Source organism: Photobacterium sp. NCIMB 13483, assembly GCF_003025475.1.
GTDB lineage: Bacteria > Pseudomonadota > Gammaproteobacteria > Enterobacterales > Vibrionaceae > Photobacterium > Photobacterium piscicola.
The window spans coordinates 249,053-269,924 of sequence record NZ_PYLV01000003.1; the positions used below are offsets into that span (position 1 = coordinate 249,053).

General features: G+C 39.8%; 14 protein-coding genes. 5 read left to right on the forward strand and 9 right to left on the reverse strand.

The window, feature by feature from the left end:
• Positions 1-198: 198 nt before the first annotated feature.
• The 4 genes from metG (at position 199) to C9I86_RS04705 (ending at position 7,133) form a co-directional block, all read left to right on the forward strand.
• Entirely contained in the window at positions 199-2,241 is a 2,043-nt protein-coding gene (metG, locus tag C9I86_RS04690; protein ID WP_080157882.1) for a methionine--tRNA ligase, read from the forward strand.
• A 348-nt stretch (positions 2,242-2,589) separates the two neighbouring features.
• A complete protein-coding gene (locus C9I86_RS04695) occupies positions 2,590-3,990 on the forward strand; it encodes an L-cystine transporter (protein WP_107250417.1) in 1,401 nt (466 codons plus the stop codon).
• A gap of 72 nt (positions 3,991-4,062) precedes the next feature.
• A complete protein-coding gene (locus C9I86_RS04700) occupies positions 4,063-5,391 on the forward strand; it encodes a CoA-disulfide reductase (protein ID WP_080157884.1) in 1,329 nt (442 codons plus the stop codon).
• A gap of 422 nt (positions 5,392-5,813) precedes the next feature.
• Positions 5,814-7,133 (forward strand): dicarboxylate/amino acid:cation symporter, encoded by a 1,320-nt coding sequence (locus C9I86_RS04705; RefSeq protein ID WP_080157885.1) that lies wholly within the window; start codon positions 5,814-5,816, stop codon positions 7,131-7,133.
• Between the two features lie 215 nt (positions 7,134-7,348).
• Here C9I86_RS04705 and C9I86_RS04710 read toward each other — a convergent pair whose 3' ends face one another.
• The 3 genes from C9I86_RS04710 to C9I86_RS04720 form a co-directional block, all read right to left on the reverse strand.
• A complete protein-coding gene (locus C9I86_RS04710; RefSeq protein ID WP_107275767.1) occupies positions 7,349-7,948 on the reverse strand; it encodes a hypothetical protein in 600 nt (199 codons plus the stop codon).
• Positions 7,949-7,976: 28 nt separating this feature from the next.
• Positions 7,977-8,174 carry a hypothetical protein gene (locus tag C9I86_RS04715; protein ID WP_107275768.1) on the reverse strand — a complete coding sequence of 66 codons (198 nt, stop codon included), beginning with the start codon at positions 8,172-8,174 and terminating at the stop codon, positions 7,977-7,979.
• Between the two features lie 290 nt (positions 8,175-8,464).
• Positions 8,465-8,776, reverse strand: coding sequence for a hypothetical protein (locus C9I86_RS04720; protein ID WP_107275769.1), 312 nt, complete (start codon positions 8,774-8,776; stop codon positions 8,465-8,467).
• A 1,059-nt stretch (positions 8,777-9,835) separates the two neighbouring features.
• Here C9I86_RS04720 and C9I86_RS04725 point away from each other — a divergent pair.
• Positions 9,836-10,393, forward strand: coding sequence for a sugar O-acetyltransferase (locus tag C9I86_RS04725; RefSeq protein ID WP_080157888.1), 558 nt, complete (start codon positions 9,836-9,838; stop codon positions 10,391-10,393).
• Positions 10,394-10,474: 81 nt separating this feature from the next.
• Here C9I86_RS04725 and C9I86_RS04730 read toward each other — a convergent pair whose 3' ends face one another.
• The 6 genes from C9I86_RS04730 to C9I86_RS04755 all read right to left on the reverse strand — a co-directional run bounded on the left by C9I86_RS04730 (position 10,475) and on the right by C9I86_RS04755 (position 20,568).
• Positions 10,475-11,392 (reverse strand): DMT family transporter, encoded by a 918-nt coding sequence (locus C9I86_RS04730; RefSeq protein WP_107275770.1) that lies wholly within the window; start codon positions 11,390-11,392, stop codon positions 10,475-10,477.
• A gap of 347 nt (positions 11,393-11,739) precedes the next feature.
• Positions 11,740-13,530 (reverse strand): bifunctional UDP-sugar hydrolase/5'-nucleotidase, encoded by a 1,791-nt coding sequence (locus C9I86_RS04735; RefSeq protein WP_107275771.1) that lies wholly within the window; start codon positions 13,528-13,530, stop codon positions 11,740-11,742.
• A gap of 474 nt (positions 13,531-14,004) precedes the next feature.
• The gene (gene serS, locus C9I86_RS04740) at positions 14,005-15,312 is read right to left on the reverse strand and encodes a serine--tRNA ligase (protein ID WP_080157891.1); all 1,308 of its coding nucleotides are present in this window, start codon (positions 15,310-15,312) and stop codon (positions 14,005-14,007) included.
• Between the two features lie 126 nt (positions 15,313-15,438).
• Positions 15,439-16,785, reverse strand: a complete 1,347-nt coding sequence (locus C9I86_RS04745; RefSeq protein WP_304589990.1) for a replication-associated recombination protein A — start codon at positions 16,783-16,785, stop codon at positions 15,439-15,441.
• A gap of 67 nt (positions 16,786-16,852) precedes the next feature.
• Complete coding sequence (gene lolA / locus C9I86_RS04750; protein ID WP_107275772.1) at positions 16,853-17,473, reverse strand: outer membrane lipoprotein chaperone LolA; 621 nt, start codon at positions 17,471-17,473, stop codon at positions 16,853-16,855.
• A gap of 104 nt (positions 17,474-17,577) precedes the next feature.
• The gene (locus C9I86_RS04755) at positions 17,578-20,568 is read right to left on the reverse strand and encodes a DNA translocase FtsK 4TM domain-containing protein (protein ID WP_107275787.1); all 2,991 of its coding nucleotides are present in this window, start codon (positions 20,566-20,568) and stop codon (positions 17,578-17,580) included.
• Between the last annotated feature and the right edge of the window lie 304 nt (positions 20,569-20,872).

Genomic DNA, 20,872 nt, shown 5'->3' on the forward strand with positions numbered 1-20,872 from the left:
TAGAAAACAACCAGTAACGTTGATGCTGCGGGATAATATTCTCCCCTTTTTCCTAATGCTACCACCAAAGTACCCTTTCTGCCCGATTTCCCCCGTCCTAAAACAGATAAATCAGTATCCGATGCTAGTCAATATGCTGTCCATCAGGTAGTATTTATGGCTATGTTTTTCTACCCATCATGAGCGAAAGAAGTAATTATGGCTGCTAATCCAAGAAAAATTCTGGTGACCTGCGCCCTGCCGTACGCTAACGGTTCTATCCACTTAGGTCACATGCTAGAGCATGTTCAAGCGGATATTTGGGTGCGCTACCAGCGCCTTCGCGGCAACGAAGTTCATTTTATCTGTGCAGATGACGCACACGGTACTCCAATCATGCTTAAGGCCCAGCAGATGGGTATGGAACCTGAGCAAATGATTGCAGAAGTGAGCAAAGAGCACCAAGCTGACTTCGCCGGTTTCGATATTGACTTTAGTAACTACCACAGCACGCACTCACCTGAAAACCGTGAGCTTGCTTCTTTTGTTTACACCCAGTTAAAAGATAAAGGCTTTATTACTAGCCGCACTATTTCTCAGTTATTTGACCCCGAGAAAGAAATGTTCTTACCTGATCGCTTTGTAAAAGGCACTTGCCCTAAGTGTAAAGCTGAAGATCAATACGGTGATAACTGTGACAACTGTGGTGAAACTTACAGCCCGACAGATCTGATCAATCCAAAATCAGCTGTGTCTGGTGCTACACCAATCATGAAAGACTCAGAGCACTTCTTCTTTGATCTGCCACAGTTTGAAGACATGCTAAAAGCATGGACTAAATCTGGCGCACTTCAAGATGAAACATCAAACAAGATGCAAGAGTGGTTCGAGTCAGGCCTACAACAGTGGGATATCTCTCGTGATGCACCTTACTTCGGTTTTGAGATCCCTGGCGAACCTGGCAAATACTTCTACGTATGGCTAGATGCACCAATCGGCTACATGGGTTCATTTAAAAACCTTTGTGACAAGCGTGATGATCTTGATTTTGACGAATTCTGGAATAAAGACAGTTCAACTGAGCTTTACCACTTCATCGGTAAAGACATTGTTTACTTCCACAGCCTATTCTGGCCTGCAATGCTAGATGGCGCAGGTTTCCGTAAGCCAAATAACGTGTTCGTACATGGTTACGTAACCGTGAATGGCGCGAAGATGTCAAAATCTAAAGGCACATTCATTAAGGCAGGTACTTACTTAAACCACCTTGATCCTGAATGCCTACGTTACTACTACGCAGCAAAACTAAACAACCGTATTGATGATCTCGACCTTAATCTTGAAGATTTCACTCAACGCGTAAACAGCGATGTTGTAAACAAGATTGTTAACCTAGCATCACGTAACGCAGGCTTTATTGCTAAGCGTTTTGACGGCATGTTATCTGAGAAATTTGCAGAACCAGAGCTTTATGCTGAGTTCGTTGCAGCAGCAGCACGCATTGGTGATCTTTATGAGAGCCGTGAATACAGCCGCGCAATTCGTGAAATCACCGCGCTAGCTGACAAAGCTAACCAGTATGTTGACGAAAAAGCACCTTGGGTTGTTGCTAAGCAAGAAGGTAAAGATCAAGAGCTACAGGAAATCTGTACTGTTGGTATCAACCTATTCCGCGTGTTAATGGCTTACCTAAAACCTGTAATGCCAAAACTTGCAGAGCGTACTGAAGGCTTCCTAAACGAAACATTAACGTGGGAAGGCATCGAAACACCACTAACAAACCATGAAGTCACTAAGTTCAAGGCATTGTTTAATCGTATCGATCCTGTACATGTTGCAGCAATGGTTGAAGCATCAAAAGAAGAAGCAGCAGCTGATAAAGCCGCACTTGAAGCTGCTCAACCAAAAAGCCCATTAACAGAAGAGCCAATTGAAGCTGAAATCGAATTTGATGATTTCGCTAAGATTGATATGCGTATTGCGAAGATTGTTTCTTGTGAAGCCGTGCCAAAAGCAGACAAACTATTGAAATTCCAATTGGATATCGGTGGTGAAATGCGTCAAGTATTCTCTGGTATTAAATCAGCTTACACACCAGAAGAACTTGTTGGCAAACTAACAGTAATGGTTGCTAACCTAAAACCGCGTAAAATGAAATTTGGTATGTCTGAAGGTATGATCCTTGCAGCTGGCCCTGGTGGTAAAGATCTTTGGATTTTAGAACCCCATGAAGGTGCTCAACCAGGTATGCGTGTAATGTAATTTACACTACATTTTAATACTGAATACCGATAACTCAGTTGTCGGTATTTTTTTGTCTTTTTTTTATACATTTTCCTTCTTATATCGCATCAAATACATCAACTTATTTGTCATTGTTAATAGGTTGTTGAATATTGATCTAGCTCCGCTGCGAACTCTAATTTTATAAACAAATATTCATCTCTCGTTCATAATTAGCGATCTTGATCGTTTTCCCTTCTGACAATATCACTTACATTAATTGCGTTAATTTGCTTGTAATTAATTATAAAACCAGCAAAATTTAACCCTAAATAGATAGGAACAATAAAAATACCCTACTTTTTTATTTGATATGAAGGATTCATGATGACTTTAGGTATTGTAACGAACCTCGCCATATTTGTTGGCTTGATAGCATTTCTATATCATATGCAAAATAAACACTACAGTTTTACTAAACGTGTGTTTGCCGGTTTAGGATTAGGTATTGCTTTTGGTGCTGCGCTACAAGTTTTTTATGGTGCTGGCTCTGAGGTCATCAAAACATCGATTGAGTATTTTGACATTGTCGGCGTAGGCTATGTGCGTCTATTACAAATGATCATTATTCCATTAGTAATGGTGTCTATTATTTCCGCCATTTTAAAGCTTAACGGTGGCACCTCACTTGGTAAAATCAGTAGCCTGACTCTTGGGGTTCTGATTGTTACTACCATGATTGCCGCTTGTGTCGGTATTCTAATGGCTAACCTTTTTGGTCTTACCGCAGAAGGACTAACATCAGGTGCGGCTGAAATGGCACGTGCTAAAAGTCTTGAATCAACCCTTTCTAATGTAGAAGCAATGTCGTTTGCTAAATTAATAATTGAGTTTATTCCTGCCAACCCATTCTTAGATATGACAGGTGCACGTCGTACTTCAACTATCGCAGTGGTTATCTTCTCTATTTTCATTGGCTTATCAGCAACAGGTATTGCTAAGAAAAAACCTGAAATTTTCGCACAATTTGAAGGCTTCATTAAAGTTGCCCAAGCGATTGTTATGCGTATGGTAACGTTAGTATTACGTCTAACACCATTTGGCGTATTAGCACTAATGACCAAGGTAATTTCAGGCTCAAACTACACTGATATTGTGAATCTTGCCAACTTCGTTTTTGCTTCTTATGCCGCATTAATTCTGATGTTTATGATTCACTTAGCACTTGTTGCGCTTGTTGGTATTAACCCACTACGCCACTTGAAAAAAATCATTCCAGTACTGGCTTTTGCTTTCACATCTCGCACCAGTGCTGGTTCAATTCCAATGAACGTGCAAACCCAAGAAAAATGCCTTGGTATTCCATCTGGTATTGCTAACTTTGCCGCTTCGTTTGGTTCAACTATCGGTCAAAATGGTTGCGCAGGAATCTACCCAGCCATGCTGGCAGTAATGATTGCACCAACCGTGGGTATAAACCCAATGGATATCGGCTTTCTATGTACTTTAGTTGCGATTATCACTGTGAGCTCTTTTGGTGTTGCAGGTATTGGTGGCGGTGCAACATTTGCGGCACTGATTGTACTATCAGCGATGGATATGCCAGTGGCTCTTGCCGGTCTTTTGATCTCAATTGAACCTTTAATTGATATGGGTCGTACTGCGCTTAACGTTTCAGGTTCAATCACCGCAGGCACAATCACCAGTAAAGTGATGGGCGAAACAGATATGGCTATCTTTAATAGCGATGACGTTGTTAACTTAGACGGCGAAGAATCAGCGGCTTAATCAACATTTAACACTCGTTTTAAGGGAGGTTGATTGCCTCCCTTCTCCATTTTTTAAGGAAGAGACAATAGTATGAAAATTATCATTATTGGTGGTGAAGCCGCTGGCATGAGCGCAGCAGCAAAAGCAAAACGCATTAACCCAACCGCTGAGATTGTTGTTTATGAAGCGTCTAATGTGATCTCTTTTGGCGCTTGTGGCCTACCTTATTATATTGGTGATGAATTTTCTGACGCTAATTTCATGGCGGAATTTACCCCAGCACAATTTGCAGAAAAAGGGATTCAGGTCTTAACTCAACATCGTGTTATTGGTCTCGACCCACAACAGCAGCAACTCACCGTTGAACATCAAGGGGAAACACTCGTTACCCATTATGATCGTTTAATGATTGCAACAGGGGCCAAAGAAATATTACCCCCAATAGCTGGCCTTGAAAAACATGGGGTTTATTCACTACGTCGTATGCAAGATGGCCTTGATATTAAAACCGCCCTTGCCGATCCACTATGCCAACATGTCACGATTATTGGCTCTGGTTTTATTGGCTTAGAAGTGGCTGAAGCGATGATCCATCAAGGTAAAACAGTACGCTTAATTGAACGTGCCGCCTGCTTAATTCCCGATGCCTTTGATACTGAAATCAGCCAACATATTCAACCTGAACTTGAACAAGCTGGCGTACAGATTCACCTTAGAGAATCAGTGAGTGAGATTATTGGTGATGATCGTGTTACTAGTATTAAAACCGATAAAGACATTTATGCGACTGATCTAGTGATCTGCTGTACTGGTGTGAAGCCCAATACAGATTTTATTGCAGCAACAGGCATTGAACGTTTAGCCAATGGCGCAATAATCATTGATCAACAAGGGAAAACATCATTAGATAATATTTGGGCGGCTGGCGATTGCGCCACTATTTGGCATGCACAGTTACAACAACCTGTTTATATTCCACTCGCAACAGGCGCCAATAAAATGGGCCGTTTAGTCGGTGAAAATATCGCTGGCAAAAACCTCAGTTATGACGGCACATTAGGCACCAGTTGTGTCAAAGTTTTAGGCTTAGAAGCCGCTCGCACCGGACTCTCAGAGCGTGAAGCTCAACAAGCGAATATTGATTACAGCACCGTATATATCAGTGATAAATGCCACACCAACTACTGTGAAGGTCAATCACCACTTTATATTAAATTGGTTTACCGCTCTGATAATAAAAAATTACTTGGTGGACAAATGATTGGTAATAAAGGTGCTGTTCACCGTGTTGATGCCCTTGCCGTAGCCATCAGCCTTGGCGCAACAACTGAACAATTAGGTATGATGGATTTTGCCTATGCGCCGCCATTTTCCCGTACTTGGGATATTATGAATGTCGCGGGTAATGTGGCGAAATAATTACCAGTTTTAATTGCATTAACATGTAGCCCCACAGTCACGTATTTTTGATAAATCCTCCAACAAACACTACGTGACTGTCTTCTCTTTCCTCTTTTTATCACCCTTTTTTGATCGCCAGACTCACTGACGAGTCACTCGCCATTTTTACCACTAATCGTTACGCCTCGAAAATCCCGACTATACACCTCGAAAAAACAACGTTTTATTAAAAAATATACATTCAAATCGCAATTTTCGTTAAATATTAGTTAAAAATAGATTTTATAAACATTAAATCGGTATAAAATTTGTGACTTAACGCAAATTTTAGCGGTTAATAACAATTATTACTTCGCGTTAACAGATGAATAACTGCTACTCTCCGAACGCACTCTGATAATCGATGGACAGAGAGAAATAAACATTAAGGATAACTTCTAATGACGACAGAAAAGAAAAAAATGTCACTGACTGGCCGAGTGATCCTCGGTATGATTTTAGGTATTCTGACAGGATTTATGATCCGTTCCCTTTTTGCTGATGTCGCTTTTATTCATGACTATATCGTAAATGGCCTGTTTGATGTCGGTGGTAAAATCTTTATTGCCAGCTTAAAAATGTTAGTCGTGCCTCTGGTATTTGTATCGCTAGTTTGTGGTACTAGCTCATTAAAAGATTTAGCAACACTGGGTCGTTTAGGCGGAAAAACCTTAGCGTTTTATCTAACCACGACAGCCTTAGCCATTACCCTTGCACTGACCATGGCAAATATCTTCCAGCCAGGTGCCGGTGCTGATTTAAGTGCAGCAACAACATTTGCATCAAAAGAAGCGCCATCACTAGGTAGCGTTATTGTGGGTATGTTCCCAACTAACCCTATTAGCGCAATGGCAAGTGGTAACACGCTTCAAATTATTGTCTTTGCGGTTTTATTTGGTATTGCAATCAGTGCCGCAGGTAAACCGGGCGAGCGTCTGGCAGCAGTCTTTGCTGATTTAAATGAAGTGATCATGAAGCTGGTAGCATTATTGATGAACATTGCCCCATACGGTGTGTTCTTTTTAATGGCGAAATTGTTCACAGGACTAGGTCTTGACGCTATCTATAGCTTAATTAACTACTTCCTTGTTTTAGTAGCTGCACTATTACTGCATGCATTGGTCACTTACAGCGTGATGCTAAAAGCATTTACTGGTTTAAGCCCAATTACCTTCCTCAAGAAAATGGAAGATGCAGTGATGTTTGCGTTCTCAACCGCATCATCAAATGCCACCATTCCTGTAACGATGGAAACGGCGACTAAGCGTTTAGGCGTTAACAATAAAATTGCCTCATTTACTGTACCACTTGGTGCAACCATTAATATGGACGGCACCGCAATCATGCAAGGTGTGGCAACAGTATTTATTGCCCAAGCGTTTAATATCGACCTTACAATGACTGATTACATCATGGTTATTCTAACCGCAACACTAGCCTCAGTAGGTACGGCAGGTGTTCCAGGCGTTGGTCTCATTATGCTAGCAATGGTACTTAACCAAGTCGGTCTACCAGTTGAAGGTATCGCACTGATTATGGGTGTTGACCGTCTGCTTGATATGGTACGCACCGCCGTTAACATCACAGGTGATAGCGTCGTAACCTGTATTGTTGCTAAATCAGAAGGTGAAATGGATGTGGAACGTTTCAATGATCCACTCGCAGCTACAGAAGATGAAGCGGTTCGTTTCCATTCGAATCCTCAAGCACAGAAATCATAACAGCGAGTAAAAACTTGCGAACACAACATAACTCAAGGGCACTTTTCGTGCCCTTTTTTTTAGTTGGGATATAGGGTTGTAGGGACGAGGAACAGCTATTCTCTGATTGATGATTGCGCTTCTGATATAAAAATACCGCCTTTTGAGGCGGTATTTAACAGTATGGGGATTTATGTGTACTAATAAAAATATACTGTCTTCCATGTGAAATTTAATTAACTTATACATGTTCTCAGTCTAAATTTAGAAAATGTAGTGTTCTCATTAAGTATTTCATCTAATAATTTTTGAGTCATCTTTAGATTAATCGGATACGAATTACCGTTAAGCATAAAAGTAATCTTAACGTTTTTTCCTATTCTTAATGAGTTAAGATCTAAACCAATAAAATTCTTTTGTAAGATGCTTTTATTGGTTGCTAATTTAAATAACTCTGTAATCGGAAATTCATAAGATTCTCCTGCAATTAACCCTCTTTCAAATAGTGTTGAAAAAATATCATTATAACCATACCCTTTATGCAACTGACTGTTTAAATTATATAATTTTGTTAAAGAGTAAGTTTTTCTCTGGAAAAAATTTTTTCGTACAGTAATCAAAATCTCATGGGCAATTAATCGCTCTGTGGTGGAAGTTGCCGTAATAATCAAGTTATTCGGATGTACACTAAAAAATAAATTACATCTTTTCGCTAAGTTTTTAGCTAACTTATAAGTTTTTCTGGCGTGATCTGCGCTTATTACAGCTACAAATACACTAACAACACTGACAGTATTAACAACATTAATCGCATCAAATATTTCTTTATATGACACTTCAACTTCCTTTTTCTTAATTTATCTATTAATCCTTGTATACGTCAACTGCATTTATACAATTAGACATATTCATTGCAGCACCCATCAAATTATAATTATTAGAGTTATTACAGTAAGGACATGAAGCTCTATATCTAACACCAACCTGACAGATCTCATTTATCATTCCAGTGTATTTTTCCTTACAATTTTCACAATAAAACTCTAAAACTGAACGTTCCATACTAAACACCTTAAATTATTTCGATATAATTAGTATATCTCTGAGCTATTTATTATCAAGAAGTAATTTTCATTAAGTGCATGATACATAATGGTTTATACTGAAAAGATCGCACTATAATACAATGCAAAATATCACTTATAAAGTTGAAATTATTAAAAAATGGCCTGAATAACAATATTGTTAATTTAGTGCTATTTTTGATTAAATTTTTTTCAAAAAAAACGTCCAGATACAACAAAGGCCGTCAATGACGACCTTTTTTAACTCAAACAATGTTATATCTAAAATTAAATAATTTTATCTGGATTGCACTTTTGACAACATTTATGTTCTTTCCCTTCTGACTTGAGGTTGTTGATTAATGAATCTAGTTGATCACAACAAATTTTTTTATAGCTTCGTTGGGTAAAACCACCAAATGGTACATTTTTAGCTTTTGATGATATGCATAAACACTGTGCTCTATGAATAACATTATAAGTGAGCGAGTCATTACTTAACGTATTAAGTACAAACCCATCCTTATACTGCTTAATCCAGTCTAAATAGTTAGATTCATTTTCTTGGTTTTTATCTTTATTAAATACACGCTTATTCATTCCAATTGTTGCTCCATAACTATTAGAGTGACCTTAAAATACCATTAGGCTTAACACCAAGTATGACTTTTCTACGAAAACAGCCCTATTTAACAGTATCCATCTAATCCGTACTATACGATCTCTATTCATATAAAAAGTATCGCTTAGATCTTGTTTTAATACGTTTTCTTCAAAATAATTAGCCTAAACATAGTGTATTTAATTTGTTACTCATGTTAACAACAATGAAAACACCTCATTGGCGATACTTAACAGTCATAATCCCTAAAATAGATAAAATTAACTCTACAACACGTGAGTAGTAGATTCCCTATCGCCCTCGCGGGCATTCACTGTAGGGAATGACGGGGTTGGTTTGGCATTTACTATAGAGAGTGACGAGGTTGGTCTTGGCATTTACTATAGAGAGTGACGGGATTAGGCTTGGTATTCACTCAGCCCATTATCGTCATCCCGAAAGTTGAGGGTCGAGACTATTCGGGATCGACTCACCGCGTGATTGAGCCTCAAAAACACCAATAAAAATGCGCTAGAACCCAAGAAAAATACTGACTCTACAACGCGCGGACAGTAGATTCCCTATCGCCCTCGCGGGCATTCACTGTAGGGAATGACGGGGGTTGGTTTGGCATTCATTATAAGGAATGATGATGTTAGTTTTGGCATTCACTTAGCCCATTATCATCATCCCAAAAGTTGAAAGACGAGACTATTAGGGATCGACTCACCGCGTGATTGAGCCTTAAAGACACCAATAAAAATGCGCTAGAATCCAAGAAAAATACTAACTCTACAACGCGCGGACAGTAGATTCCCTATCGCCCTCGCGGGCATTCACTGTAGGGAATGACGGAGTGATTTGGCATTTAGGGTTGGGCTTGGCATTTACTATAGAGAGTGACGAGGTTAGGTTTGGCATTTACTCCTACTCTTTTCGAATCAATAACAAAAATATGACTCACTGTCTCATCTATAATATCGAGTGATAAATAAATAACATCACCAGTGATAGAATTATCGTTAAATAAACTCATACAAAATAAGTTGAGAGACAACATGACTGAATTTGAAAAGATGCTTGCAGGCGAAGATTTTGATGCGGGCTCAGATTGTATTGAAAATATTCGTCAAAATGCATTAAATCTATTGCAGGCTATTAACCAAAATATAGATAGCTCTCAGCGTGATGAACTGTTTCAACAGCTAATGGGGAATATTTCGCCATCCAGTATTGTGCGCTCACCGTTTTATTGTGAATTTGGTAAAACAATTTCGATTGGAGAAAACACCTACATCAACATGAATGTCACTATGTTAGACGGTGCTAAAATCACTATTGGTAATAATGTCTTAATTGGTCCAAACACACAATTTTACTGCGCTAGTCATGACTTAAATTATCGTAATCGTCGTAATTGGAAAACCATCTGGAATACAATTACGATTGAAGATGATGTATGGGTGGGTGGCAACGTGGTAATCAACCAAGGTGTGACTATTGGTGCTCGCTCTGTTATTGCCGCAAATTCTGTGGTTAATTGCGATGTACCCGCCGATTCTCTTTATGGTGGTACACCTGCAAAATTAATTAGAGTTATTCACGAAAACCAATAATCAAGAGGCATAGACAACAAATAGCTGTCTATGCCAATAACAAGCTTTTCACCCTTTGGTGGCTGCAATAGAAAATCAATATTAATGACTATTCACTGTTTTTAAAGCTCGACGCTGCTTGAAAACACCCTTAGGTACTTTAGTCAATAAAATACCCGCAAGAAGAGGCAGCATCATTATCAATGATTGTTGAGACAGTGCTTCACCATTAATATAACTAGAGATAAACAGCGCAACCACAGGGAAAATTAGAAAACAGATAGACGCTTTAAAAGGAGTTGATACCTGCACCAGTTTGAAATACGCAACAATACCGCCAACACTCGCCACCAAACCAAGATAAACAACCGCTGAAATTGAATCCCAACTAAAGGCTGCAACATTTACATTTTCAGTCACAGCTGAAACTGCAAATAAAAATAGAGCAGCAATGAAGCTTGGTAGCGCGTTATAGGTCAGCACTTCAATGTCTTTACAGTATTTTTGCACCAATACATACATAGTTGCGTGCATAGCAACAGCAACGCCTAAACAAACAGTACCAACGAGATAATCATCGCTTCCCATCTGCATTTCATTTGCAAGAATTAAACATAAACTCACAACAGCTGCAATTAACCCAAATATTTGGTGCTTTGCCAGTCTTAAACTGAGGAACAAACCTGACATCAGCATTACCGCAACGGGCATATTGGCAAAGATTATCGATGCTAAACCAGATGAAATATATTGCTCACCAAAGATCATCAACGTAAACGGAATCGCGAAGTACATCAGTGCGACAATAAACAACCATCGACGCTTACCTTTTGGAAATAGCAATGGTTGATTGAAGATCTTTGTCAACACCACCAGTAGAGGTGCCGCCAGTAAAAAACGTAGTGCGGTGGCAAAAATAGGAGGAATAGAATTCAATGCAACTTCCATCGCAAACCACGTCGTTCCCCAAATTAAACAAACAGAGATAAAAAGAAAAATAGTAAGTAGCTTTGAATTCATAATATTCCCTTATTAATAATAATTTAGATCATCATCTGTAGCGCGATAATCATGCATTACAGTATAGGGATGTAATCAGGGAAATAAATTTCATTTACATCTACAACTAAAACAATTTATAGAAAATTATTCTATTTTTGATAAATAAGTTATAAATATTTTCCATAAAAATCAAAAACAATAAAGACATTATTCTTTATAAGGTCTATTGGACGGTATTAAATATCGATGAAATTATGGGACTTATAGAAGAAAGACAGCAACATAAAAAGAATAAATTAAGGGCACATGATGTGCCCTTTTATAGCGTACTTAATATAATACAACCAACAACCGCAATGGATAAATTAGTGCGTATTACGGGTTAAATCAGCTTCTGTTAATGCCGCAGTATTGGTGTAACGACCATTATCAATACTTGGTAATGCAACCTTGCCGCTATTAACCAGTTTAGCGATACGTTGTTGATCAGCTTTAGAGGTTGATAAGCCAATAACCGACCAATCATTTTCAGTTTTACCTGTAATATGGCCTTTTTTAACATCACGAATATAACGCATGGTTAATTGACGAACCGTGCCAGCTTCAGTGCCGTAATGGGCTTTTGAATCAAAGAGCACCTTAAATTTATGGCCTTCAAGTACCCCACCTTTTTTCGTTAAATGTCCCATACGGTAGCTATTCATGCCTAAATTAATAGTTTGTGCATCCGTAATCGGTTTACCGTTCATTTTAAGGTTGGTAATACGATGACCTGCCGCTTTGGTTAAATCAATTTGGTAAGTGACGCCACCGAAAATGTCGTGGGTACTGTATTTTGATGAACGACGTTTAGCATCAAAGCTGTAAGTAAGATCAGTAGGCTTAACACTATTGAAATACCCCGCTGACCATTCCATGTAGGTTTTTAAATCTTTCCCCGTCATTTCATAAACTGTGTATTCACCACCAGCATATTCATAGTTAAAATTAATATCTTTAACCTTAATATCACCCACAGGTAACGATGGATTCATATTATCAAGGTGAACCGCAATAACATTAGCTTGTGGAGCAAAATAAAAACCGACTTCTTGGAAAAGAGACGTTAATCCTGTGTCATGTAATTGGCTTTCAGGAATGCCTGTAATGGTATTTTGCGGCACCAGATCTTGACCATCTAATTGACCAATAACTTTATTCGCATCTTGCTGAAGTTTATGGTGATAAGGCTTAAAGATAGTTTCCATCGCTGAGTCTGATGGTAATTTATTCATATTATAAGTGAAGCTATCTTTATTAATCAGAGTGTACTTACCCTGCGCATCTTTTTTGAAATTTAAATCAATGCGAGATAACGCGCGACCATATTTATACGGTTCAGTAATAATTACTCCATTGATCATCGCCTTATCTACTTTAACGTGCATATGGCCCGCAACAATAGCGGCTAGTTCTGGGTTGGCACGTGCAATATCACCCACACCAGTATCAGCAATGTTATTTTCGTTATCGATACCCATATGCGCCACTAAAATGATGGCATCGGTTTTATCTTTAATTTGGGTAATAACTTTTTTAACTTCCAGACTTGGGTTACTAAAGGTCAGATCTTGCAAGCGATCACTACCATTAGCAAAAGCGGCGATCATTGGTGTATCCATACCAATAATGCCAATTTTAACGCCTTTACGTTCAACGATTTTATAAGACGGTAAAAAAGGAGAGGTTGCATTATGGAAAATATTACCGGCGAGTGGCGTACCATTAAAGGTTGCAATGGTATTTTTAAGTACCTTTAAACCGAAATCAAATTCATGATTACCCAATACATAAGCATCATATTTTAATTGATTAAAGCCTAACATCATCGGGCTGATAGGATCGTTTTTAAAGGTTTCGATATTATTACCCTGAATCGCATCACCCGCATCGACTAAGATAATCTCAGGATCTTGCTTTCTTAGCTCGCCAACCTTGGTTGCTATTTGGCTCAAACTACCCGATAAATTAGGTTTATCCGTAGTGTAATCCCAAGGTATAAATCGGCCATGAAGATCTGATGTACCTAAAATTGTAATATCGACTTGCTCTGCATAAACAGATTGTGAACTAACTAAAAGGGAAAATAATACGGTTTTATAAATGTTCTTATTCATTACTTGAATGACTCATCCGTTGATTTAAACCACCTATGGCATAAGAGCACAATTATACACAATCAACATATTAATATTCCTGAGATGCATAACAATTATGTGATTTATATTTAGAAATGAGGAAAGACAACAAACCGCAAGGAATAATACAAGGCACGAGGTATCAGGGCCGAGGGAAAAGCAATAAACGGCATCGTCTTTAATCTCGATAGTCACCTTCTCGAAATATCGAAACCTATAACAAAGGTCGCTTTAAATAAGCTAAAAACAAACGTTATCCGCACGAAAAAAAACATACCAACAATACATTCACAATGAATCCTGTTTAAAATAAAGGCACGAGGTAAAGCACTTTATCTCGATACTCGCGACCTAGAAACCTCATCCCTAAAATCCTCTCTACCTTTCTTTCATAAAAAAACCCAGCCTTATCGACTGGGTTTTTAAGCTACATGCTTAGTGCAGTATCAGTGATTAACCGATGTGCGTTGCGTTACGCATGTACTTACGTAGTACTTCAGGGATCATAATACGGCCATCTGCTTCTTGGTTATTTTCAAGAATAGCAACCATAGTACGACCAACAGCAAGACCAGAACCGTTTAGTGTGTGTAGTAACTCAGGCTTCTTCTCGCCTTTACGACGGAAACGCGCTTGCATACGACGTGCTTGGAAATCCCACATGTTTGAACATGAAGAAATCTCACGGTAAGTTTCTTGAGCAGGAACCCACACTTCTAAGTCGTAAGTTTTGCAAGAACCAAAGCCCATATCGCCAGTACAAAGTACCACTTTACGGTAAGGTAGCTCTAGAAGTTGTAGCACTTTCTCAGCATGACCTGTTAGTTCTTCAAGTGCTGCCATTGAATCTTCAGGGCGAGTGATCTGAACTAGCTCAACTTTGTCGAACTGGTGCATACGGATAAGACCACGAGTATCACGACCGTAAGAACCGGCTTCTGAACGGAAACATGGCGTGTGTGCAGTCATCTTGATTGGCAAATCTGCTTCATCAGTAATGGTGTCACGCATCATGTTTGTTACAGGCACTTCTGCTGTTGGAATTAATGAAAGCACGCGAGGCTCTTCATCATTCACTTTTTCAGTTAGCGGTTGAGTGTGGAATAGATCTTCACCAAATTTAGGTAATTGACCTGTACCAAATAGGCTGTCAGCGTTCACTAGGTACGGTACGTACATTTCTGTGTAACCATGCTCTTCAGTGTGAAGATCTAGCATGAACTGTGCAATTGCGCGGTGTAGACGAGCAAATTGACCTTTCATTACGATGAAACGTGCGCCAGTAATTTTTACAGCACTTGCGAAATCTAGACCACCAGCCATTTCACCAAGATCAACATGATCTTTCACTTCGAAGTCATACGCTTTTGGCTGACCCCAACGTGAAACTTCAACGTTTTCTGACTCATCTTTACCTGTTGGTACTGACTCATCAGCGATGTTTGGTAGCATTTGAGTGATAGTATCAAGTTGAGTTTGAAGCTCAGCTAATGCTGTTTTTGCTTCATCAAGCTCAGAACCTAGGTTGCCGACTTCCGCCATAATACGCTCAGCTTCAGCGTGATCACCTTTTGCTTTTGCCTGACCAATCGACTTCGATCGCGAGTTACGCTGTGCTTGAAGCTCTTCTGTTTTTACTTGAAGAGACTTACGTTGCTCTTCTAAGTTGCGTAAAGTTTCTACATCAAGGTTAAAACCACGACGCGCGAGTTTTGCAGCTGTTTCATCCAGCTCAGTTCGAAGTAATTTAGAATCTAGCATGCTAATCCTGTGCTCTTAATAGTCTGAAATGCGCGTTATTTAGGCATTTCTTATTAAAATAGTTGTAGTTGGGAGGCAACCATAACAAATTGTTGCCAATCACTTAACGATACCCAAAAAGCCTTATTATTGGTAGCGCTTTAGCGGGCTTTTTGCATCTAAAGAAGCAAGATAATCCAACTTTTCTGATATTTTTATCTCTAAGCCCCGTTTTGAAGGCTGATAATAAACTCGATCACGAATTTCGCGCGGTAAATACACTTCACCAGGAGCATAAGCACCTGGTTCATCATGAGCATAACGATAACCTTCACCATAGCCCAATTCTTTCATCAGTTTGGTTGGTGCATTACGTAAATGTGGCGGCACTTCAAAATCAGGAAATTCACGCGCATCGGCTTTAGCAAGGTTGAACGCAACATACACCGCATTACTTTTAGCAGCACAGGCTAAATAGACAATGGCTTGGGCTATCGCTCGTTCACCTTCATAAGCGCCAACGCGGGTATAACAATCCCATGCCGACACAGCGACTTGCATCGCACGAGGATCAGCATTACCAATATCTTCTGATGCAATGGCTAATAATCGACGCGCAACATACAGTGGATCACACCCTGCTTGCAGCATTCTCGCAAACCAATACAGCGCACCATCGGCATTAGAACCACGAATAGATTTATGTACCGCAGAAATCATGTCATACCAAAGATCGCCTTTGTTATCAAACCGAGCGACTTTTTCACCGGTTACTTCAGCTAATAACTCTACCGTGATTTGTTTGATGCCCTGCTTATCTTCTTCAGCCATATCTATTAACTGTTCAAGATAATTAAGTGACATTCGTGCATCACCACGTACAAATTCAGCCAATTGCTGTTTTACTTCACCTACAAACTCAAAATTGGTTTCGCTAATACCACGTTCTTTATCTGTTAACGCTTGTTCAATCACTTCAAGAATTTCATCATCTTCAAGGGATTTTAATTTATACACCCGCGCACGGGATAACAGAGCGTTATTAAGCTCAAACGAAGGATTTTCAGTGGTCGCGCCAATAAAGGTCACGGTGCCATCTTCGATATGTGGCAAAAATGCATCTTGCTGGCTTTTATTGAACCGATGTACTTCATCAACAAATAAAATAGTACGTCTGCCTGCCATTTTATTATCACGCGCTTTATCTATTGCTGCGCGAATATCTTTAATGCCTGAGGTAACTGCAGAAACGCGTTCAACTTCAGCATTGGCATAATTGGCAGCCACTTCGGCTAAGGTTGTTTTACCTGTTCCTGGTGGTCCCCACAAAATCATCGAGTGCAATTGACCCGCTTTTAATGCTCGACGCAGTGGTTTTCCTTCACCAAGAATATGTTGTTGACCAATGTATTCCTCTACCGTTCGTGGCCGCATTCTTGCTGCCAAAGGTCTAAAATCTGAGGAAAAATCTAGGCTGAAATTATTCAATATAATGACTCCCCTAAGACAGAAAAAGGTGGCTCATTCGCCACCTTCTCATAATAATTAATTAGAATAACAATTAGTTACGTTGGTCATCTAACTCCACACCTTTTGGCGGTGTAAAGGTAAATAAACTGGCTGCAGGTGTTGTGCGTTTAAAATCGCTCAAGACATACTGACTACGTTGCCCATCAGTTTCAATGACTGAGAAATTACGTACATCACCTGCTTTTGATACCGTGACCACGAATTTATCCATTGATGATGTTTTATCTTTTGGAGTTAAGGTAAAGGTATCCACTAACTGAGCGACATTATACTTCGACCAATCACTTGCACTATTACGGGTTAATAATACAAACGGCGTTTGCTCTGTCGCATCTTTAAGCCACATTGCTGTTACTTGCTCAACAAACGGGCTGTAATACCATACGGTTTTACCATCAGAAACCAATAAACTTTCATCAGGTGTCACGGTTTTCCAACGAAATAAATTAGGGCGTTTAATCGATAAATCGCCAGTACCATTTACTAAAACTTCACCATCAGGGCTGGTGACTTTTTGAGTAAAGTTAGCGCTAAATGCATTCACTTTATCAAGACGGCTACTTAGTGCTTGTTGCGGTGTTGCAGCCCATGCATTTGACGCAACCAACATTGGTGCGGCAACTAACATGCTCATTACGAGTTTCTTCATCATATTCGCTAACCTCTTTAGTATTAAACCGCTGTGATAATCTCTATCACAGCGGTTTTATTTACACTTTAGTGCTTACAGCATACGTGGCTATTTATCGCTAGATATTAATCGTGATGCTGTACGGGTGGCGGCGCTAATACTTCACGGTTAGCATTATGCCCCGGAGCACTCACGATGCCATGTGCTTGTAATTGATCAACAATACGTGCAGCACGGTTATAACCGATTTTAAATCGACGCTGTACACCTGAAATAGATGCTCGACGCGTTTCTGCTACAAAAGCAGCCACTTCATCAAATAGCTGATCTAAATCATCATCACCCGATGGTGCTTCACCTGGTAGTAAGCTATCGGCACCTTGATCTGAATTTAGAATACTATCTATATATTGGGGCTTACTACGCGCTTTCCAATCATTAACCACATTGTGCACATCTTCATCAGAAGCAAACGCACCATGAACACGAATGGTATGACTTTGGCCTGATGGTAAGTACAGCATATCACCCATACCTAACAATGTTTCGGCACCACCTTGATCAAGAATAGTGCGTGAGTCAGTTTTGGTTGAAACCGTAAATGCCATTCGCGTTGGAATATTGGCTTTAATCAAACCAGTGATAACATCAACTGATGGACGCTGGGTAGCTAATACTAAGTGAATGCCAGCTGCACGTGCTTTTTGTGCTAAACGTGCAATCAATTCTTCAACTTTCTTACCAACAACCATCATCAAGTCAGCAAATTCATCGACGATGACCACAATACTTGGCATTTTCTCCAATAATGGTGGGTATTCATCCATGGTATCACCCGGTTTCCACAATGGATCGTGGATTGGGTGGCCCGCTTCTGCTGCTTCTTTTAGTTTAGCGTTATAACCTGCAAGGCTACGTACACCACAAGCGGCTAATACTTTATAACGGCGTTCCATTTCACCGACACACCAACGTAGTGCATTACCGGCATCTTTCATGTCCGTAACCACTTCCGTTAATAGATGTGGAATACCTTCATAAATCGATAATTCCAACATTTTCGGGTCAATCATAATAAAGCGACAATCTTCTGGCTTACATTTATAAAGTAAACTCAAAATCATCACGTTTACACCCACTGATTTACCAGAACCTGTGGTACCGGCAACCAATAAGTGGGGCATCTTGCTTAAATCAGCCACAACGGCTTCACCCGCAATATCATTACCAAGTACGATAGGTAATGCGCCACCAACATTTTGGAATTGCTCACTGGCAATCACTTCCGACATATAAACCGTTTCACGGCTCTTATTCGGTAGCTCTAAACCAATGTAAGGTTTACCCGGAATCACTTCAACCACACGTACTGATGTGGTTGATAATGCACGCGCTAAGTCTTTTGATAGCCCAGAAATACGACTCACTTTTACGCCAGGGGCAAGGTCAAGTTCGTAACGTGTAATAACAGGCCCGGGATAAATACCTTTAACTTGCACTTTGATTTTATAATCAGCAAGTTTTGATTCAATCAGAGCTGCAATCGCTTGTAATTCTTCATCAGACGCTTTCTCAACCGTTTTACGTGCAGGCTGTAGCAAATCTAATGTTGGCATTGGTGATGTTGGAACCGGAAGATCAGGCTCCCTTTGCATTAAGAATGGATTATCTAATCCTGCAAGGTGTGCTTGTTCTTTTTGTTTATCACGAATACGTTTTAGGAAAATTTCCTCGTCTGTTAATCCTTCTTCTGAAGTATCAACAGCCGCTGTCGGTGCAAAAGACGCCGCAACAGGTTCAGCATAGACTTGTGATGCAGTAGGTTGCTCACTAACAACAGTATTAATCACATGTTGCATTTGCTCATCAACCGCAACCGTAAAATCTTCATCTTTTTCAAGCTCGCGCTCAAGTGCTGAAACAGATAAACCTTGTATCGGTGCTACTTGTTCTACTGGTGCAACATAGGCTTGAGGTTCAACATACGGTGCTACCTCTTCTACTGGCGCAACATAAGCTTGAGGTTCAACTTGTGGTGCTGCCTGTTCTACTGGCGCAACGTAAGCTTGAGGTTCAACATATGGTGCTGCCTGTTCTACTGGCGCAACATAAGCTTGAGGTTCAACATATGGTGCAGCCTCTTCTACTGGCGCAACATAGGCATGAGGTTCAACATACGGTGCTGCCTCTTCTACTGGCGCAACATAAGCTTGAGGTTCAACATATGGTGCTGCCTCTTCTACTGGCGCAACATAAGCTTGAGGTTCAACTTGTGGTGCTGCGATATCCATTAATGGATCAGCGGCAACAGCAGCGGTTGAATGAATAATCGGTGTTTGCTGTGCTGCGTTATAAACCGGGACTTTACGCTCAAAAGAGTGACCAGCAGACGCTTCTTCATGAGCTGAATTCGCATAAGACGACAATAGTGGATCATCATGCTCGTCATTAACATCATGCAGATGCTTGGCATAAGGCATATCTGCTTCGGCTGCAATTTCAGTGGCAAACGGACGCATCATTTCATGTTTATCTGAACGTAACTTATTCAATATCCATGTTAAGCTTGATAGTGTTTTTTCACCCAATTGATCAACAATGGTTGTCCACGAAACACCCGTAAAGAGCGTAAAGCCAATCGCCCATGCAAACATGAGGAGTAAGGTTGCACCTAGTACATTGAGTAATGGTAACGATACGTTGGCAACAACATCACCAATAACACCGCCTGATGAGAAATACCAAATATCATCAAAGTTAAGATCGGCTAAACCACAACTGCTTAAGATTAATAAAATCAATCCCAACCAACGAGTGCCGTAAACCATATAATCCAATGACAGCATTTTGGTTCGACGCTGAAAAACAAACCAGCCTAATGACACTAAAATAATCGGAATAACGTAAGCCAGTGATCCAAAAATAAAGAACAGAGTATCTGCGACTAACGCGCCAAATGAGCCTGCTTTATTCTGAACAACACCTTCCCAAGCAGTCTGCGACCAAGATGGGTCTGCCGGATTAAATGTGACTAGCGCTACCATCATATAAATGGCGACTAAAATACTGATGATCAAAAAACCTTCAATAATGCGTTGCCCACCCGATAAACGCATTTTGGGCAGTTTTTTACCTTTAAACTTCCTCAAGAATAACTCCGGTGTTTCTATCAAATTCAAATGTTTTGCCAACAAGCTGATATTTTCAGCGACTAAAGTGGCGCCTTTGCTGCTAATAACAACACTACATCCAATACCCAGCCACGTTGTTGGCAAACTCACAAATATAAAGTAAATGTTTTAATGCCATCATTCTATACTAAAAGACCACATTGTCTGTGTTCGTTGCCCTTTAAAATAAAATTATTTTCAAATAGTAAGCAATAAAAGCTAATTATCTCAAACGGCTAGTCGTTACTTA

What these genes read in the sequence shown, in the direction of transcription:
- C9I86_RS04720 (WP_107275769.1), bottom strand. Translation starts at nt 8,776, where the DNA reads ATGAATAAGCGTGTATTTAATAAAGATAAAAACCAAGAAAATGAATCT.
- C9I86_RS04725 (WP_080157888.1), top strand. Translation starts at nt 9,836, where the DNA reads ATGACTGAATTTGAAAAGATGCTTGCAGGCGAAGATTTTGATGCGGGC.
- C9I86_RS04695 (WP_107250417.1), top strand. Translation starts at nt 2,590, where the DNA reads ATGACTTTAGGTATTGTAACGAACCTCGCCATATTTGTTGGCTTGATA.
- serS (WP_080157891.1), bottom strand. Translation starts at nt 15,312, where the DNA reads ATGCTAGATTCTAAATTACTTCGAACTGAGCTGGATGAAACAGCTGCA.
- C9I86_RS04730 (WP_107275770.1), bottom strand. Translation starts at nt 11,392, where the DNA reads ATGAATTCAAAGCTACTTACTATTTTTCTTTTTATCTCTGTTTGTTTA.
- C9I86_RS04715 (WP_107275768.1), bottom strand. Translation starts at nt 8,174, where the DNA reads ATGGAACGTTCAGTTTTAGAGTTTTATTGTGAAAATTGTAAGGAAAAA.
- C9I86_RS04705 (WP_080157885.1), top strand. Translation starts at nt 5,814, where the DNA reads ATGACGACAGAAAAGAAAAAAATGTCACTGACTGGCCGAGTGATCCTC.
- metG (WP_080157882.1), top strand. Translation starts at nt 199, where the DNA reads ATGGCTGCTAATCCAAGAAAAATTCTGGTGACCTGCGCCCTGCCGTAC.
- lolA (WP_107275772.1), bottom strand. Translation starts at nt 17,473, where the DNA reads ATGATGAAGAAACTCGTAATGAGCATGTTAGTTGCCGCACCAATGTTG.
- C9I86_RS04700 (WP_080157884.1), top strand. Translation starts at nt 4,063, where the DNA reads ATGAAAATTATCATTATTGGTGGTGAAGCCGCTGGCATGAGCGCAGCA.
- C9I86_RS04735 (WP_107275771.1), bottom strand. Translation starts at nt 13,530, where the DNA reads ATGAATAAGAACATTTATAAAACCGTATTATTTTCCCTTTTAGTTAGT.
- C9I86_RS04755 (WP_107275787.1), bottom strand. Translation starts at nt 20,568, where the DNA reads ATGCGTTTATCGGGTGGGCAACGCATTATTGAAGGTTTTTTGATCATC.